This window comes from Hymenobacter sp. B81 (assembly GCF_044628455.1).
GTDB lineage: Bacteria > Bacteroidota > Bacteroidia > Cytophagales > Hymenobacteraceae > Solirubrum.
In genome coordinates this window covers 1,182,899-1,200,110 of record NZ_JBIYZW010000002.1, presented here as the reverse complement: position 1 = coordinate 1,200,110, position 17,212 = coordinate 1,182,899, and the positions used below count along the sequence as shown (strand labels likewise).

The following is a 17,212-nucleotide window of genomic DNA, read 5'->3' as shown; positions in this document are numbered from 1 at the left end:
TATCTCAGCAGTTCATCTCCCCATTTGCCGAAATATGGCGTGCATACACTTGCGCAAGCTACAGAATGAGTTACTCTAACACCCATGTCACCGATGAAAGATGTATCAGAGCTAGAGAAGTACTTTGGAACTCCTAATAAAAGGCCGGCAAGACAAAAGAAAGTTGCTCCATGAATCTAAATATGATGGAAGTAAGCAGAGAAATTCCTAACTAGCACTTTTCAGAAATACCACTTTAAGCTCGAAATTGACATGATTACTAACTTAACACTTGAAAACTTCAAGGGATTTGGAAAACTATCTGATTTGCAGATCAAGCCTATAACGATACTCTGTGGAACAAATAGCTGCGGGAAAAGCTCTATTCTACAAAGTTTATTGTTATTGAAGCAGACTGTAGAGAGCAAAAATCCTCATCAAAACGTCATCCTAAATGGGCGCTTCGTGCATTTAGGCAATTTTGATAATATAATACACAAAAAAGACATTGACAAACCCGTAAAAATATCATTCGCAATAAATATCAAAAAAGAAGAGATTAGAAAGGTTAATAGAGGACAAATGCCATTAACTTACACATTAAAACATTTATGCCCAGTAGGGAATTCTCGGGATAATGATTTCTATATTTCTATATCTTTCACACTTAAATCTGGGAAAAGCATAAGGAATACATCAACTATTAAATCAATTGATGTAGAATCGATGCAAATTAATGTATCTGCAAAGAACACCGATGGCGAAATAACTCAATCTTCAATTAAAATGACCAGGATAGAAGAAAACCAGTACACACTACTCTGGCAAAATATCCCAAGAAATTCTTATTCTTCCAGGTTAAAACAAGAAACGTCACATGGAGAATGCACAGCAAAGATTGCCTTTGCTAACCTTATCCCTGTGATGATTGACACAAATCGGCAAACCCCTGTTATTGAATTTGCATTTTACAGAATAAGAAATTTATTACAGGCAATTTTTTTTAACTACCAATACATCGGACCTCTTCGGGAGGAACCGTCAAGAAGATATATTTATGAAAATGAATACACCGAAGTAGGAATAAAAGGCGAGAATGCCGCATTTATTTATTTTGAAGAGCAAGACAAGCAGATAAGAAACCACTATTTTTTCGACCATAAAACAGAAAAATTCGCTATAAACGAAAAAGTATCATTAGGAAAAGCTGTCAGATCGTGGCTAGATTTAATGGGCATTAAAAGCTTCACCCCAGAAATCCAAGAGGGCATAATAGAGTTGAAGCTTAATTCTAGTTCATCTAGTAAAACCCAAGTTAACATCGCTGACGTTGGCTTTGGAGTTAGTCAGATATTCCCAATTATATTAGAAGGCATAAGGATGCCTAAAGGAGGGACGCTGCTTTTGGAACAGCCTGAGATTCATTTGCACCCGAAATTGCAAATGCAAATGGCAGACTATTTTATATCTCTTGCTTTATCAGGCAAGAGTGTAATTGCAGAAACACATAGTGACCATATAGTCAATAGGCTTGTCCGAAGGATAGTCGAGGACGAGGAATATTCTTTACTAAAACTCATCAAAATTTATTTTATAAAGCCTTCAAAAAGAGGGTCAACAGCTGAAGAAATTCAAATCGATGAAAGAAGAGGTGTTATTAATTGGCCAGAGGATTTCTTTGACCAAACAGCATCTGAACAGGAAAAAATAATCAGAGCGGGAATCAAAAAAATCAAAAAATCAAATTCACTTTGAGAGGTATATGAATACAATACTTGACCCAGACGCATTATATATAAGTAGTTCACAATGGGAATCAGAGGGTGATATAGCATTCGTAAACGATTTGAGCAGTCTTTTAACTTTTATAGACAGCAACAAATTCACAAAGATCATTTGGAACGATCAATTCCAGTTAAATTTATGGGATTCGCCTCAACTGCCCCCTTGGTCAATGACCAAATCGTATTTTAACAAGATAGTACCAATATTATATACATTAATAAATAATAACACAATTGAACACAACTTTATTTCCACTAATATTGAGCACACACTAGAGCCAGATTTAATTCACCATTATCCAGAATCCATATATACCTATTTTAAAGAAGCACTAAATAGCTTAAATGAATCCCAAAGCCGCTTCTTCTTATATCTAGGAAGAAACAACACCCATTTTCACACTAAACAAATAACAATTAATACAAGGCTCACGACCACAAATTTAAATTGTATAAATATTTGCAATATCACACAATGGTGTTATCAAGATCATGTGAAAGAACATTGTCGGAATGAACTTCGAAAGAAACGATGGAACCCATCTAAAAAACATTTCCCTAATATTGAACTATGCAATTCCATTGAACCATCAACTGATGATTACTTAAACGGAGTAAATAATCCATCTGAAAAAACAGCTCTAGTAATTGAGAGAGGATCAGTTGTCGCCGAATTAAACGGATATACGTACAACCATGCTCTTTCCCAAAAAAACTCAAATGCTTCTAAGATAAGAAAGATATACGAAGCAGGCTCTTCGACAAATCACACGTATTTATCTATAGATATTAAGACTGGTTCGTTTGAAATTTGTGATTATAATGGCAAGCACAAAGGGGAGTGGAATTTTAAGGGAGAGAAGATTGATAAGGCAGATAAAAGCGGTGGCCATGACATCGTGATATAAGGATCAGCAGCATCTGAGGGGAGTCTTACATAGCACCCCAACTACCCCTCAGCATGCTGTGCCACCTCCCCAAACCCCTAGCTTTACCCTATATCCTACCCCCACTTATCATGTCCCTCATCAACTGGCGCCTGTTAGCCCTGCACCTGCTGGCCGCATTCTTCCTCACCCTGGCCATCGACCAATTCATGCTGCTCCCCGCGGCCGACATGCTAGAGGTGGCCCTCCGCGTAGGCCCCAAGGCAGTCCTCCTGCCCGCCCATTGGCAAGACGAGTGGGGCCCGTTGATTACCTATCTGTGGTATGCAAATCATTTCCCGCCCCTCCTGGCCTGGCTTCTCGCCAGCCTGCTCTCCTGGCTCGTGGTGGCGCGCCTGGGCGAGCGGCGCGCCATTCCGGCGCTGGTGCTGGTGCTGCACCTGCTCATTACCCGGCTGGGTCTGTATGATTCGGACGCCGTTACCGCGCTGAACAAGCTCCCCCAGCACCTTGCAGCCCCGTTCTCCCTCGCCACCAAATTCTGGGTCGCCGGCCTGCTCTTCACCGCCGTCGCCCTGCTGCTGCTCGCCGCTCCCCTGCTGTTCCCCAAGCGCCAATCCGCTGCCCCCGCCGCGTAGCCGCCGCCCAATCTCCCCGTCCCGTCAGGCTCCCCCTCTCCCTATGGAGAGGGGGCCGGGGGGTGAGGTCCCGCCTGTTGCCACCCCAACCAAACGGCATGTCACCTCAACCAATCGCCTTGTCACCCCGACCAAAGCCCTTGTCACCCCTGCACGTACCCCTTGTCACCTCGACCAAACGCCATGTCACCCCGACCAAGGGGCATGTCACCCCTGCCAAACGTCATGTCACCCCGGTAAGTGGCCCATGTCACCCCCACCAAGCCCCTTGCCACTCACACCAAGCCCTATGCCACCCCTACCAAGGGCGTTGCCACCCCCGCTGAATTATTTTCTCACCCGCAAGTACCATCTATCCTTCATATTCCTATATTAACCTCAACCACTAACCCTTTTCAAACCCCATTCCTATGACCGATCGTCAACGGGCCCGGCTCAGCATGCTGCAAGCCACCCTCGCCGTGCTCCAGCAGCACGCCGCCCTCTATGCCACCAACCAGGCCCTCACCGCCGCCCGCACCCAGCTGGCCGACCTCGTGGCCGACCTCGCCCCCACCGCCCCCAACCAGCAGCAGGCCGGCAACCGCGCCCGCCCCGGCGCCGTCAAGCAAGCCACCAAGCAGCTCCTGGCCCAGCGCGCCGCCGAAGTCGCCGCCGCCCTGCTCGCCCACGCCGACGCCACCCAGGACATCAGCCTCCACACCGACGCCGACTACACCGAGCGCCAGCTCCGCCGCGCCCCCGACAACGACCTCGCCCGCATCGCCCACCACCTCCACACCCGCGCCACCGCCCTGCTCCCCGAGCTGCTGGCCCAGGGCGTCACCGCGCAGGAGCTCACCGAGCTCCAGGCCGCCCTCACCGCCTTCCAGCAGGAGCAGGCCACGCCCCGGGCCACCATCGCCGACGTCAAAGCCCACAACGCCGCCCTCGCCGCCGACCTGCGCGAAGCCTCCGCCCTGCTCCGCAACCGCCTCGACAAGTTCATGGTCCGCTACCAGCGCCCCGAGCCCCGCTTCCACACCGCCTACCTCTCCGCCCGCCAAACCATCAACACCGCCCAGCGCTACGAGCAGCCCGCCGACTCCGGCGGCCCCAAACCTGTCCCGGCCCCCGTCGCCTAAGTCCTTGCGTAGGAATGTAGACGTTAGTCATGCTGAGCGCAGCCGAAGCATCTCTACCGCTTCGTTGAGTCGTAAGGTAAGATGCTTCGCGAGGCGGACGCCAGATGAAGCATGACGCTCTACCCCTCTCGCCCACTTGTAATGCTCCCGCTTACCCCGTTTCAGCGCCCGGCTCCCCTGCGGAAGCCGGGCGCTTGTGCATGTACCCCGCCCCGTTTTTTCGCCCTCCCCGCTCCCCAAAGCCCACCTCTCACCACCTTCATCAATATACATACTAAAATATTTTGCCTTACCGATACAACTACTAATTTTGTTAGCACAAGCCGGCCGCTTGCCCATCCTTTTTTCCACCTCCAAACCCCCTCACCTACTATGAACCAGCCCACCATCGCCCCCTACCTCACCTTCGACGGCAACTGCCGCGAGGCCATGCAGTACTACCAGCAGTGCCTCGGCGGCGAGCTGCAGCTCATGCCCTTCGACGAAGCCCCCGAGGCCGACCAGTTGCCCGTGGCCGTGCAAGCCGGCATCATGCACGCCTGCCTCACCAAAGGCCCCCTCACCCTCATGGCCTCCGACGCCAACGGCCAGCCCGTCACCCCGGGCAGCACCATCACCCTGTCGCTGAACTGCACCAGCGCCGAGGAAATCAGCACCTGGTTTGCCCGCCTCGCCGAGGGCGGCCAGGTCACCATGCCCCTCGAAGAAACCTTCTGGGGCGCCACCTTCGGCATGCTCACCGACCGCTTCGGCATGCCCTGGATGCTCAACTTCGACCACCCCCCCGCCCAGCAGTAGCCGCCGGCCTACCGCCGCCCGGCGGCCCATGCTGAGCAGAGTAAAACAGCAGTAGTAAAACGTCATGCTGAGCAGGCACTAGAACAGTCCTGCCGAGCTGAGCAGAACGACCGTAATAAAACGCCATGCTGAGCCTGTCAAAGCATCTCTACCGCTTCGTCTGATACTATATCAACGAAGCGGTAGAGATGCTTCGACTTCGCTCAGCATGACGCTCTAATAGCCCTCACCGCTCGCCGGGCAGGCTGAGCGGCTAGTGCCCCCCCCGGCTGCTAGCCGCCCAGCCGGTACCCGTTTCCTGGGCCGCCCCCCGCTGCCCCGTCGCCGACAAGATCAGCGCTACGGTTTCGGCAGGCTGGTCCCACTGCGGAAAGTGGCCGCAGCGGTCAAACCAGTACAGCGCCGCGTCGGGAAAGGCCGCCACGGCGCGGCGGGCCTGCCGGGGAAAGCACACCCGGTCCTGCCGCCCCCAGCCAATCACCAGCGGGTGGCGAATGCTGCCGCGCGGCGCCCCCTCCTGCTGCTGGCCGTAGGCCAGGTGCCAGAGCAGCTCGTCGAAGTTGGCGGTACGAGCGTAAGTGCGCATCTCGTCGAGGGCCGCGTGGGCCGGCACCCGCCAGGGGCGCACCGAGTACTGCGGCAGCAGCAAGGTGCGGCCCAGCGCGCTGCCGGTGAGGGCGGGCATCAGGGGTTGCAGCGCCCGAATGAGGCGCACCGCGCCGGCGCCGCTGTAGTAGAAAAAAGGCTTTTCCCAGCCGGCCCAGAACCCGCCGGGGTCCAGGGCCACCACGGCCCCCAGCACCCCGCGCCGGGCCAGCTCCAGCGCCAGCCGCGCCCCCATCGACGAGCCCACGCAGTCGACGCCCACCAGCTGCTGGGCGTGCAGCCACGCGGTCAGCGCGTCGGCCAGGGTGTAAATGGAGTTTTCGCCCGCCAGCGGCGGCGTTTGCCCGTGGCCGGGCAGGTCCACGGCAATAACCTCGCGGTGGGCCGCCAACGCGGGCAGAATGGTTTGCCAGCCGCGCCAGCTGCTGCCGATGCCGTGGATAAGCAGCAGCGGCCGGCCGCTGCCGCGTCGGATGTGGTGAAGGTGCATAAGGGAAGCTGCAGAAAGGTGAAGCAGGGCCGGGCGCGGGCCCAGGTACCCCGGCAGGCGGCAACAGCCGCCGCCGGAATACTACGTGCTCCGCGCCCCAATCGCCAGGCCCACGCTTCGGTACTTCGCCACCAGGCTCTCCTGCAAGCCCTGGCGGCAGCCCCAAGCCTCAGCTGCGCAGCCGCAGAAACTCCCGCAGCGCGGCCTTGAACTGCTCTACTTCCTCCCGCGTGTTGTAGGGCGCCAGCCCGATGCGCACCCAGCCGCCCTGCGCGCCCACGCCCAGCTTGTCGGCCAGGGTGGTGGCGTAGAAGTGGCCGTCGGCAATGCACATGCGGTGGTGCTGGGCAAACCAGGCTGCCACCTCCCGCGAATTCTGGCCCGCAATGGTAAAGGCCAGCGTGGGCGTTTTGCGCGTGCCGGCGGGGGCCCGGTACAGGCGCACGCCGGGCAGCTCCCGCAGGAAATCCTCCAGGTCCTGGGCCAGCTCCTGCTCGTGGGCGTCGATGGCCAGCAGGGCGCTGCGCAGCCGCTCGCGCCGGGTGCCGCCCTGGCCCAGGCGCTGCAGAAACTCCACCGCCCCAATCAGCCCGGCAATGCCCTCGTGGTTTTGGGTGCCGGTTTCCAGCTTGTGGGGAAACTCGGCGGGCGCGGGCGCCAGCTTGTACACCGCCAGCTGCTCAAACAGCGCGGCCGCCACCACCGCAATGCCCAGGTGCGGCCCAAAAAACTTGTAGGCCGAGCACAGCAGCACGTCGCAGCCCAGCCGGGCGAAGTCCAGCGGCAGGTGCGGCACCGCGTGCACCGCATCCACCACCGTGAGGGCCCCCACCTCCCGCGCCCGCCGCATCACCTGCTCCACCGGCGTCACCGTGCCCGTCACGTTCGACGACAGCCCCACCGCCACCAGCCGGGTCCGCGGGGTAATCAGCTCATCCAGCCCGTCCAGCTCCAGCGTGTAGGTATCGGGGCTCACGGGAATAAAGCGCACGGTGGCGCCGCGGTCCTGGGCCAGGGTCAGCCAGGGGTCCACGTTGGCGCGGTGGTCCAGCTCGGTCACCACCACCTCGTCGCCCGGCCCCACGAAGCCGGCCAGCCCGCGGGCAATGGCAAAGGCCAGCGACGTCATGTTCTGCCCGAAGGCCACTTCGGCGGGCGCGCAGCCCAGCAGGTCGGCTACCGCCTGCCGGCCCTCGTCGAGCAGGGCATCGGTGCCCACGCTGGTAGGAAAGGTGCCGTGCAGGTTGGCCATGCCGCCGGTGATGTAGGCCGTAAGCCCGTCGAGGGCCTCGCGGGCCATCTGGGTGCCGCCGGGCCCGTCGAAGTACACGTAGGGTTGGCGGTCGGCCGTGGCCTGCAGGGCCGGAAAGTGGGCGCGGATGGCGGCGGGCGAAAGGGCAGTCATGCGGGAAGCGGAAACGGGCGGCCGGCCCAGTTGCCGGCTGCCGAATGAAGCCTCCAAGTAACGCAGGAGTGGGCATACCCGCTTCGGTTGCAGGCGGCGCCTGCGGCCGAAGCGGGTATGCCCGGCGCCGCCCGGGCCCAACCTCGACCTTATCCTTTTCGGGCCGCCATCCGTTGCCGGTAGCCGGGCGCCGCTGGTGCGCAGCCCGGCTACCGTCCACCTTCCTTACCGTTACCCAGCCATGTACCAACCCATTCCGCGCCGCCATCACGTGGTGGCCGACTACACCTTCGTTCCCGCCGCGGCCCTGGCGCCCACCGCCTTCAACTTCACCGACGAGAAAACCGCCACCACCCTCAGCTACGTGCTCGGCGGCGCGGGCCTGGCCAACAGCCTGCTCACCCGTGCCGAGTGGGGCGTGTTGCGCGTCATGCCCTACAAAGCCCACCTCGCCCTCGACGCCGTTACCAGCGTCACGGCCCTGGCGGCGCCCTGGGTTTTCGGCTTTGCCCGCCACCAGCGCGCCCGCAACGCCTTCCTGGTCATGGGTTTGTTCGGCCTGGTCGCCACCCTGCTTTCCCGCCCCGAAGAAATGCCCCGGCGCTAGGCGCTGCTAGCAAAGCAGTCCGAGGCTATTCAAGTCGTTAGGACGTATTTCAATCCGTCATGCTGAGCTTGTCGAAGCATCTCTCCCGCTTCTCTGTTCGGGAGAGATGCTTCGACAAGCTCAGCATGACGTTCTTTTTATGTGCTGCCGACCCAGCCTGGTTCGGCCTGCCGGGCAAAACAGCCCGCTCTGCGGAGCACGGCCTCTCACCCGGTATCATGCCGCAATAGCCTACGCCAGCGCAAAGTCTTCTTCCACCAGGCTGCGGTTGATGGCGGCGCCGGCCTTGCTGCCGCTGGCCGCCGCCGCCGTCAGCTGCCGCATCATGGTGGTGGCGTCGCCGGCGGCGTATACCCCCGGCACCGTGGTCAGCCCCAGCTCATCGACCTGGATGTAGCCCGCCTCGGTGTGCGCGCACCCCAGCTGGGCCGCCAGGTCGGAGTGCTGCCGGAAGGGCACCCGTGCAAACAGCGCCGTGAGCGGCAGCTCCCGCCCGTCGGCCAGCACCACGGCCTGCAGTTGCCCCTGCTGGTGGCGCAGCGCCGTGAGCGGCTGCTCCTCCACGCCGATGCCGCGGGCCGCCAGCGCGGCGGCCTGCCCGGCCGTGAAGGTGGCGGGGCCGTTGGTGAGCAGGCGCAGGTCGGGGCTCCACTGGTGCAGCAGCCGCCCAAACTCAAAGCCCGCGTCGCCGTTGGCCAGCACGCCCAGCGGCTGGCCGTGCACCTCGTAGCCGTGGCAGTACGGGCAGTGCAGCACCGAAATGCCCCAGCACTCGGCAAAGCCCGGCAGCGGCGGCAGCTCGTCCATCACTCCGGTGGCCAGCAGCAGCCGGCGGGCCTGCACCCGCTGCCCGGTGCGGGTGGTCAGGGCGAAGCCGGCGGCCGTGGGCTCGGCGCGCTCTACCGTGTCGTACCAGAGCGCGACGGTGGGGTAAGCCAGCAGCTGCTCGCGGGCCAGCTCCGTCATGCGGGCCGGGGTCTCGCCGTCGCGGGTCAGAAAGCCGTGCGAGTGCGGCGTCTGGCGGTTGCAGGGCCGACCGCCGTCGACGACCAGCACCCGGCGCAGCGCGCGGGCCAGCATCAGGGCCGCGCCCAGGCCGGCGTAGCTGCCGCCCACTATCACCGCGTCGTAAGTCGTTTCCAGGGTATCTTGCATAGTTGGGAAGAGAAAGAGGCGCCAACCGGATTCCGCCGGCCGCTGTTCTTCCCCAAAGTACGCGCCGACCGCGCCGCTGCCGGCGCGCCCCGGGTATACCCACTAGCCAAAAGTAAAGCTCGTCACGATGATGGAACAGCAGGAAATCCGCCCGTTTTGGGATGCGCTGGAAGTGCTCTGCGGCCGCTGGAAAATGCCCATTCTGCACTGCCTCTGCGGCCAGCCCCTGCGCTTTTCCGAGCTCGAAGCCCACCTGGGCTGCATCACGCCCAAGGCTTTGTCGGCGCAGCTGCGCCACCTCGAGCTCAACGGCCTGGTAATGCGCGAGGTGCTGGCCTCGCGCCCCGTCGCCACCCGCTACGGCCTCACCGACTACGGCCGCACGGTGGTGCCGCTGCTGCAGGACGTAAAGCGTTGGGGCGAAAACCACCGCCGCCAGCTCATGCGCCCCGACGAAGGCTAAGGTTGCCGCACAGGGGACGCTAGCGGACCTCCTGAACCTCAGCACCGCTGCCCATCAGCAGCCGGGCCGTGGGGTGCGCCGGTCAGGTCAGGCGATACCGCCGCTTTGCGGCGCAGGCCTTGGCGCGGTAGCCGGCCGGGCACCCCGGGCGGGCGGCGTAGCCGGCTCCCCTCACATCAATATGTGAAACAGGCTGACCCTCAGCCCGGGTACCTTTGCGCATCGCGCTACCAAGCCCACCGCCGCCCTATGAAAACCCTGCTCCCGCTGCTGCTCAGTGCGGCCCTGCTGCCCGCCCTGGCCTCGGCCCAATCCCGCGCCGACTACCAGGTGCACTACGCCCCGCGCCTCAGCCAGGAAGGGCTGCGCGTGCAGGTGAGCGTGCGCCTGCCCCGCGCCGCCGACTCCACCTCGTTTCACTACGCCAGTCACGTATGGGGCGAAGACAACCTGCAGCGCTGCCTCACGGGTCTGGCCGGCGAAAACCCGCAGTACCGCTTCCGTCTGGTGCCCGACAGCAGCCGCGTGGTAGTGTATCACCCGCACGGTAAGTCGGTGCGCTTTTCCTACCGCGTGAAGCAGGATCAGCCCCGCTACAACGAGCAAGTGTTCAACCGCCCCTACGTGGCCGACACCTACTTCCACGTGCTGGGCGAAAGCCTGTTCATGGTGCCCGAATCGGCGCTGCGGGGCCCGGAGCCCGACCCCGAGTTTGCCGCCGACATTCGCTGGGTGGGCTTCCCGGCGGGCTACACCCTGCACAACACCCTGAGCCCAGGCGCCACCGAGCAGCGCTTCCGCGGCAAGGTCTGGACGCAGTTCTACCGCTCGCTTTACGTGGGCGGCGACTACCGCATTCACCGCCTGCCCTGCCGCAACAACGTGGTGCACGTGGCCCTGCGCGGCCAGTGGCAGGTATATGACGAGCCCAAGCTGCTGAGTTTGCTGCAGAACGCCATCGTGGCCCAGCGCGACTTCTGGCGCGACCATAAAGCTGACTACTTCAGCGTGGTGATGAGCCCCACCGTGACCAGCACCGACACCGGCTCGCACGTGGTGAGCATGAAGGGCGCGGGCCTGCACCAAGGCTTCGTGCTGCAGTCGACCAACAACCCCTACAACAACTGGGACATGCTGCGCTACATGTTCAACCACGAAATGATGCATCCCTGGATGGGCGGGCAGATTGCCACCGCCCACGAGGAGCTCAACTACTGGTTTACCGAGGGCTTCACCGACTACTACGCCCTGAAAAACCGCCTGCGCAGCGGCGACCTGACGTTTGACCAGTGGCTCAAGGCCTTCAACTCCGACGTCATCCGCCGCCTCTACAACAACCCCCAGCGCAACCAGCCCAACTACCTCATCAAGGACAACTACTGGCAGAACCCGAGCTTCGCCAAGCTGCCCTACCGCCGCGGCGCCCTGTTCGCCTTCTGGCTCGACAACCGCATTCTGCGCAAATCCAACTACACCCGCAGCCTCGACGATTTGATGCGCGAGCTGCTGCAGGCCTGCCGCCAGCCCGGCCAGCAGTTCACCGACGAGCGGTTCCTGGCCCTGGCCCAGCGCTACCTCAACGAGGACATCAGCTACGCCTTCCAGAAGTACGTGCTCCACGGCGTCGACCTGCCGCTCGACCCGGCCGGGCTCATGGAGGGCCTCACGGTGGACACCAGCGGCCCCGCGCCCGTGGTCAAAGCCACCGCCCCGGCCGAGGTGCTACAGGCTCGTTACCTCACCAGCCCACCCGCTGCCAAGCCGGTAGCGGCGCAGTAGCTCCTCTTCACCCGGCCGCCCTATTTCAGCACCTGCGCGTCGTACACGATCTGCCCGCCCACGATGGTGAGTACGCTGCTGGTACCCGGCAGCTGGGGCGGGGGCACGGCAAAGATGTCCTGCGACAGCACCGCCACGTCGGCCAGCATGCCGGGCGCCAGGGTGCCTTTTTGCTTCTCGGCAAACTCGGCGAAGGCCGAGCCGCGGGTGTAGGCCTGCACCGCCTGCTCGCGGCTGATGGCCTCGGCGGGGTTGCTGGGCGTGAGCGTGGCCAGCATCACGTTCAGAAACGGATTCAGCGGGCCGTCGGAGCCCAAAGCCAGCGGCACGCCCGCCGTCAGCAGCGACCTGAGCGGCTGCATGCCCGTGCCCCAGCGCTGCTGAAACACGACCGGCTCGGTGAAGTGGGCCGGGTTCTGCACCACCACCACGCCCAGCGCCCGCGCCCGCGGCAGCAGGTCGCCCACCACCCCGTCGCCGTGCTCGATGCGCACCCGGCGGGCGGGCCAGTCTACTTTCGGGCGGTAGCTTTCCAAAGCCTGCAGCACCGCCGCGGCCGACTGGTCGCCGGCGCAGTGCAGCAGCAGTTGCTGGTTGGCTTGCTGGGCTTCCTGCACCATACGGGCAATTTCGGGCGGGCCGAAGTTCAGCTTGCCCTGCCAGCCCGGGCGGTCGGCGTAGGAGCGGCGCAGGGCCGCGCCGCGCTCGTGGGGCGTGCCGTCGAGCACCCACTTCACGCCGCTCACGGTGAGGGTAGGCTGCTGCGGGCGCAGGCCGGCCAGCTCCCGCAGCTCACTTTGGTCGCGGCCCCGGGGCGAAGTCGTGGGAAAGGGAATGGCCCGCACCCGGATGGGCAGCCGGGCCTGCTCGAGCAGGCGCACGAACCGCCCGATGGGCAAGGCCGAAAACAGCTGCACCGAGGTAATGCCCAGGCGGCTGGCTTCTTCGCCCAGCTGCCGCAGCTCCCGCACGGCGGCCTCGTCGGTCACCTGCGCGGCCAGGGCGCGGTAGGTTTTCCACTGCGCGTACTCCCAGTAGCGCCCGTTGACGCGCCGCGAGCCAGCCTCTCGCTCGTAGTGGCCGCCCAGCGGGTCAGGCTCTTCCTCGGCAATGCCCAGCTTCGGCAGCGCCGCCGAGTTGGCCACGTAGCCGTGGCCGTAGTAGGCGCTCAGCAGCACCGGATGGCGGGGCGCCAGCTCGTCTAGGGCGGCGCGGGTCACCCGCTCGTCGAGCACCACCTGCGCGCCCACCGAGCCGAAAATCCAGGTGCCGGCCGGCACCTGGGCCGCGGCCTGGCGAATGGCCTGCGCGGTTTCGTCCCAGTTGGGCTCCATGCCCGTAAAGCGCAGCTGCTCGCCCGCGGGCAGGGGGCTGAAGTGGTTGTGGGCGTCGTTGAAGCCCGGCGTCACCACGCGGCCCTGCAGGTCGAGGCGGCGGGTGGCGGGGCCGGTCAGCCTGCTGATGTCGGCGCTGCTGCCCACGGCCACTATTCTTTCGCCCCGAATGGCCAGGGCTTCGGCGGTGGGCCGGGCGGGGTCGGCCGTAAAGACCCGGCCGCCCGTCAGAATCAAATCGGCCGTGGCCTGGCCGTAGCTCGGGGTGGCGGCCAGCCCCAGGGCCAGCCCGATAAATGGGAGAATTCGCATGAGACTCGGCTGGAATAAGGCGTTGAGGTTGTGAAGCGGGGTAGCGTACTTAAGGTAGCTTTTCCGCCGAATTTCCCAAGCCCACCCTTTCCCTAATTCCTTCAGCCTCAATTCGCCATGTTTAAAGCCCTGCAATCCGACTCCCTGACTCTGCACCTGATTGAAGAGGAAAACCTGGCCCAGATATACGCCCTGTTTCAGGGCTTCCCCGACTCGCAGGAAATGCTCGAAGAGCTGTTCCGCAGCTACCTGCCCCGCTACGAGCGCGGCCGGCGCAGCAACTTCGGCTTTTATTCCCTGCTCGACGGCGAGCTGGCTGGCCTCACGCTGCTGACCGTGGACAGCTGGGAGGAGCGCGCCGGCTCCACCGGCGCCGATGTGTTCCGGCACATGCGGGGCCGGGGCGCCACGCCGCGCAGCAAGCCCCACTTGTTTTACCTGGCCTTCGAGCTGCTGGGCCTCAACCGCGTGGCCACCGGCTGCCGGGTATCGAACCTGTCCTCCAAGCGCTCCATCGAGAAAACCGCGGGCTTTCAGTTCGAGGGCGTGATGCGCGAGTCAGGCGTAGACGACCAGGGCGAGTTTGAGGACGAGCTGCTCTACGCCATTCTGCGCCGCGACTGGGAACAGCTCTACGACAAGTCGCTCATCCGGGTGATTGAGTAAGCGCTACGCGGAAGTGTCGGCTCAGGCGGCCGTGGCCCGCTCGCGGTTGTACTTGTCGCGGTACTGCCGGGGCGAGAGGCCGGTGATGCGCTTGAAGGCCACCCGAAACGCCTTGGGGTCGGTGTAGCCCACCTGGTACATCACCTCGTTCACGTTCTCACGCGAGGTTTCCAGGCTGTTCTTGGCCGCCTCAATCTTGACGCGCTGAATGTATTCCACCACCGAGTTGGCGGTGGCCTTCTTGAAGCGCCGCTCCAGGTTACGGCGGCCCAGGGCCAGCATGTCGGCCAGCTGATCCACCGTCAGCTTTTCCTGGTAGTTGTCTTCGATATAGGTCTGGGCCCGCTTGATGGGCTCGTCGCCGTGCTCCTTGAGGCCGTTGAAGATGACGAAAGCCGACTGGCTGACCCGCTCGATGTCGATCTGAAACACCTTGGCGCAGGTCACGGCCACGTCGCGGCCGGCGTACTTCTCAATCAGGTACAGCACCAGGTTCAGGTAGGAAAAGGCGCCGCCGCTGGAGTAGATGCCGTGCTCGTCGGTAATGAGGCGGTCTTCCACCAGCTGCACATCCGGAAACCGGGCCCGGAAGTAGTGCGCCGCGGCCCAGTGCGTGGTGCACTGCCGCCCCTTGAGCAAGCCGGTGGCGGCCAGCAGGAACGCCCCCACGCACAAGCTGGCCACTTCGGCCCCGCCGCGGTACCGGGCCACAATCCAGGGCAAAAAGTCGCGGTTGGCTTCCAGGGCCTGCTCCAGGTCGCCGTCGACGGCCGGAATCACCACCAGGTCGGTGCGGGGCACGTCGGCCAGCAGCAGCTCGGTGTGCACCTGGTAGAGCCCGCCGCACACCGGCGTATCGGCGCTGAGGCCCACCAGCTGAATCTGAAACAGCGGCGGCCGGCCCAGGCGCTGCAGCAGCGCGTTGACCTCGGCAAACACCAGCCGCGGCCCTTCGATGCTGCCCAGGATAGCGCCGCGGGGCACCAGAATGGAAATGTGTTTTGTGGCTTGCGTCATAGCTAAAGGTACCCCCGCCGGGTGTCGCAACCAACCCTTTATTGGTCGCATTTCCCCTAGGCACTGCGGCAATTTGCTAATATTTTTGGCATGAAGTCAAGCATGTCAAACTCTTTAGTCAAACCCCGACCATGAAACCCCAAACCACCGCCATCCTCTACTGGTCGCTCACCCTGCTCTTCGCCGCCGTCATGCTGCTGTCGGGCCTGAGCAACCTGCTGCAAACCCCGGAAAGCGAGGAGCTCATGCGCCAGCTGGGCTACCCCGTGCACGTACTGCGCGTCATCGGCCTGGGCAAAACCCTGGGCGCCCTGGCCTTGCTGCAACACCGCTTTCGCACCCTGAAAGAGTGGGCCTACGCTGGCTTCACCTTCGATTTGCTGGGCGCCTCCGCCGCCTGGGCCGCCACCACTGCCGACCCGCTGGCCACGCTGGCGCCCCTGCTTTTTCTGGTCCCGATGTTCGGTTCCTACGCCCTGTGGAAGCGGCGCCTGCGCCCGCAGCTGCTTCCTCCGGTCACGGCCGCCCCGAGCCTGCCGGCCGCGGCGCTGGCCGCCTGAGCCCGGAGCAGCCGGTTATTGGGCTGCTCGGCGTAGCTCCACCTACCCGCGCCAAAGTAGAAAAAGTCAACGGCCGGCGAGCTGCCCGAGAAGGCAGGCCACCGGCCGTTGCGCGTTGTCGTCCGGCTGGTGCCGCCGGCTAGTTGTTGTACTGCGACAGAAAGGCGAAGGCGCCCAGGGTGTAGCTGGCAGCCGAGCTGAAGTGGTTACCGCCCGCAATGGGCCGCAGCTGCACCTGGCTGGCACCGCGCGCCCGCATGGCCTGGTAGGCGTTTTCCGAGTTGAAGTAGGGCACGTAGTCGTCGGCGGTGCCGTGAAACAACGCCAGCGGCGCCTTGGGCTTCCAGTCGTAGATGTCGTTGTCGCGGAACGCGGCGGCCAGGGCGGCGTCGGTGTTGTTGAGCACTCCCTGGCGGAAAGGTCCGGCAAACAGCTCCTGCGGCAGTTGCGGCACGGGGCTGAAGGGGTTGGCGGCCAACTGCCCGGCCCAGGGCTGGTTGTAGTAGAACGTGGGTGGCCGGTTCACCCCGTACACGCGGTTGTAGGTGTCGAGCACCCACACGTAGGAACTCAGGAAGTTGAGCGGCTGGGTGGAGCGCAGAATGTACTGCGCGAAGGCCGACTTGTGGTAGGCGCCGGCGCCCGGCGCGCTGGCCGCCACGGTAAACTCATTGGCGTGCTGCTCCTCCAGCAGCTTGTGCAGGGCCAAAGTCGCAAAACCGCCCTCGGAGTAGCCCAGCAAAAAGGTTTTTTGGTTGAGCTCCTGCTGCTGTTTGGCGCAGAACTCACGCGCCGCCCGCAGCATGTCGCGCGAGGCCGAGGCCAGGGAAGGGGCGTGCTCATAAGGGTGCGGCAGAGCTTTGGAGGCGCCGTAGCCGATGTAGTCGGGCGCGGCCACCACGTAGCCCGTCGAGGCCAGCACCGACACGGCCGACCACACTTCACTGCTGCTGCGGTAGTAGGACGGGGCCCGGTCTTCGTCTTGGGGATGAATGGTGCCGTGCTGGTAGCTCAGCAGCGGCAGCGTTTCGGTGGTTACGGGCACCAGCAGCGCGCCCGAGGCCGAAATCTGCTGCCCGTCGGTGTTGCGGGTGCTGTAGGTGAGCCGGTACACGCGGATGGAGTGCTTTACCAGCGCCCCGGCCAGGGGAATGCCGCTGACCCGGCCGGCCAGCACCGCGGGGCTGTACTCGCCAATGAGCGTGCTGCTTTGCAGATAGGTTTCGGCGGGCGCGGCCACCACCGGGGCGGCGGGTGCTACGGCCTCTTTGCCGCAGCCACTCACGGCCGCTGCGCTCAGGCCCAGCCACAGCAAAACACTCAGGGGCAAAAGACGCGCATTCAGGAAGCGAAATATCACGGAGACGTACCAGTAAAAGGGTTTGGGCCTATAACACCGGGCCGGCGAAAAGATTTCGTTTCCGTACTCGGCGCTCAGCGCCGGGCCGTTGCCTGGGGCAGTGCGCCTGGCCAGGCCGAACAAGGGGCCCAGGCCTCAGCCACCGATCAGTTAGAAGCCAGCCTTTCCGCCCGACCGCCGGAGCAGACCGTGACCAAGCCCGCCCACTCTTGCCTGCTTGCCAGCTTGAGGCTGCTTTGACCCGTTCA

General features: G+C 62.3%; 16 protein-coding genes. 10 read left to right on the top strand and 6 right to left on the bottom strand.

The features are described 5' to 3' along the window. Positions 1–252 precede the first annotated feature (252 nt). The 5 genes from ACE191_RS16335 (at position 253) to ACE191_RS16315 (ending at position 5,210) form a co-directional block, all read left to right on the top strand. Complete coding sequence (locus ACE191_RS16335) at positions 253–1,734, top strand: DUF3696 domain-containing protein (RefSeq protein WP_400193309.1); 1,482 nt, start codon at positions 253–255, stop codon at positions 1,732–1,734. A gap of 7 nt (positions 1,735–1,741) precedes the next feature. Further along, positions 1,742–2,671 carry a hypothetical protein gene (locus ACE191_RS16330; RefSeq protein WP_400193308.1) on the top strand — a complete coding sequence of 310 codons (930 nt, stop codon included), beginning with the start codon at positions 1,742–1,744 and terminating at the stop codon, positions 2,669–2,671. Positions 2,672–2,781: 110 nt separating this feature from the next. Then, positions 2,782–3,288 (top strand): hypothetical protein, encoded by a 507-nt coding sequence (locus ACE191_RS16325; protein WP_400193307.1) that lies wholly within the window; start codon positions 2,782–2,784, stop codon positions 3,286–3,288. 410 nt (positions 3,289–3,698) lie between these two features. Beyond that, entirely contained in the window at positions 3,699–4,412 is a 714-nt protein-coding gene (locus ACE191_RS16320; protein WP_400193306.1) for a hypothetical protein, read from the top strand. Between the two features lie 372 nt (positions 4,413–4,784). Beyond that, on the top strand, positions 4,785–5,210 hold the full coding sequence (locus ACE191_RS16315) for a VOC family protein (RefSeq protein ID WP_400193305.1): 426 nt from the start codon (positions 4,785–4,787) through the stop codon (positions 5,208–5,210). 253 nt (positions 5,211–5,463) lie between these two features. Here ACE191_RS16315 and ACE191_RS16310 read toward each other — a convergent pair whose 3' ends face one another. Together ACE191_RS16310 and ACE191_RS16305 are read right to left on the bottom strand one after the other, a co-directional pair. Beyond that, the gene (locus tag ACE191_RS16310; protein WP_400193304.1) at positions 5,464–6,306 is read right to left on the bottom strand and encodes an alpha/beta fold hydrolase; all 843 of its coding nucleotides are present in this window, start codon (positions 6,304–6,306) and stop codon (positions 5,464–5,466) included. Between the two features lie 169 nt (positions 6,307–6,475). Then, positions 6,476–7,711 (bottom strand): cysteine desulfurase-like protein, encoded by a 1,236-nt coding sequence (locus ACE191_RS16305; protein ID WP_400193303.1) that lies wholly within the window; start codon positions 7,709–7,711, stop codon positions 6,476–6,478. Between the two features lie 241 nt (positions 7,712–7,952). On the opposite strand from ACE191_RS16305, the gene ACE191_RS16300 reads away from it, so the two are divergent. Beyond that, positions 7,953–8,318, top strand: a complete 366-nt coding sequence (locus ACE191_RS16300; RefSeq protein WP_400193302.1) for a hypothetical protein — start codon at positions 7,953–7,955, stop codon at positions 8,316–8,318. A gap of 231 nt (positions 8,319–8,549) precedes the next feature. On the opposite strand, the gene ACE191_RS16295 is transcribed toward ACE191_RS16300, so the two are convergent. Then, positions 8,550–9,473: an NAD(P)/FAD-dependent oxidoreductase gene (locus ACE191_RS16295; protein WP_400193301.1), complete on the bottom strand. Its 924-nt coding sequence runs from the start codon at positions 9,471–9,473 to the stop codon at positions 8,550–8,552. A 127-nt stretch (positions 9,474–9,600) separates the two neighbouring features. Here ACE191_RS16295 and ACE191_RS16290 point away from each other — a divergent pair, with 127 nt between their 5' ends. After that, positions 9,601–9,936, top strand: coding sequence for a winged helix-turn-helix transcriptional regulator (locus ACE191_RS16290; protein ID WP_400193300.1), 336 nt, complete (start codon positions 9,601–9,603; stop codon positions 9,934–9,936). A 249-nt stretch (positions 9,937–10,185) separates the two neighbouring features. Next, positions 10,186–11,715 carry a hypothetical protein gene (locus ACE191_RS16285; RefSeq protein ID WP_400193299.1) on the top strand — a complete coding sequence of 510 codons (1,530 nt, stop codon included), beginning with the start codon at positions 10,186–10,188 and terminating at the stop codon, positions 11,713–11,715. A gap of 20 nt (positions 11,716–11,735) precedes the next feature. On the opposite strand, the gene ACE191_RS16280 is transcribed toward ACE191_RS16285, so the two are convergent. Beyond that, complete coding sequence (locus ACE191_RS16280; RefSeq protein WP_400193298.1) at positions 11,736–13,361, bottom strand: amidohydrolase; 1,626 nt, start codon at positions 13,359–13,361, stop codon at positions 11,736–11,738. A gap of 117 nt (positions 13,362–13,478) precedes the next feature. On the opposite strand from ACE191_RS16280, the gene ACE191_RS16275 reads away from it, so the two are divergent. After that, complete coding sequence (locus tag ACE191_RS16275) at positions 13,479–14,027, top strand: GNAT family N-acetyltransferase (protein ID WP_400193297.1); 549 nt, start codon at positions 13,479–13,481, stop codon at positions 14,025–14,027. Between the two features lie 21 nt (positions 14,028–14,048). Here the strand turns inward: ACE191_RS16275 and ACE191_RS16270 are convergent, their stop codons facing one another. Continuing rightward, positions 14,049–15,044: a GlxA family transcriptional regulator gene (locus ACE191_RS16270; RefSeq protein ID WP_400193296.1), complete on the bottom strand. Its 996-nt coding sequence runs from the start codon at positions 15,042–15,044 to the stop codon at positions 14,049–14,051. Between the two features lie 131 nt (positions 15,045–15,175). On the opposite strand from ACE191_RS16270, the gene ACE191_RS16265 reads away from it, so the two are divergent. Continuing rightward, positions 15,176–15,604 (top strand): DoxX family protein, encoded by a 429-nt coding sequence (locus tag ACE191_RS16265; RefSeq protein ID WP_400193295.1) that lies wholly within the window; start codon positions 15,176–15,178, stop codon positions 15,602–15,604. 139 nt (positions 15,605–15,743) lie between these two features. Here the strand turns inward: ACE191_RS16265 and ACE191_RS16260 are convergent, their stop codons facing one another. Beyond that, entirely contained in the window at positions 15,744–16,964 is a 1,221-nt protein-coding gene (locus ACE191_RS16260; RefSeq protein ID WP_400193294.1) for an alpha/beta hydrolase family protein, read from the bottom strand. Between the last annotated feature and the right edge of the window lie 248 nt (positions 16,965–17,212).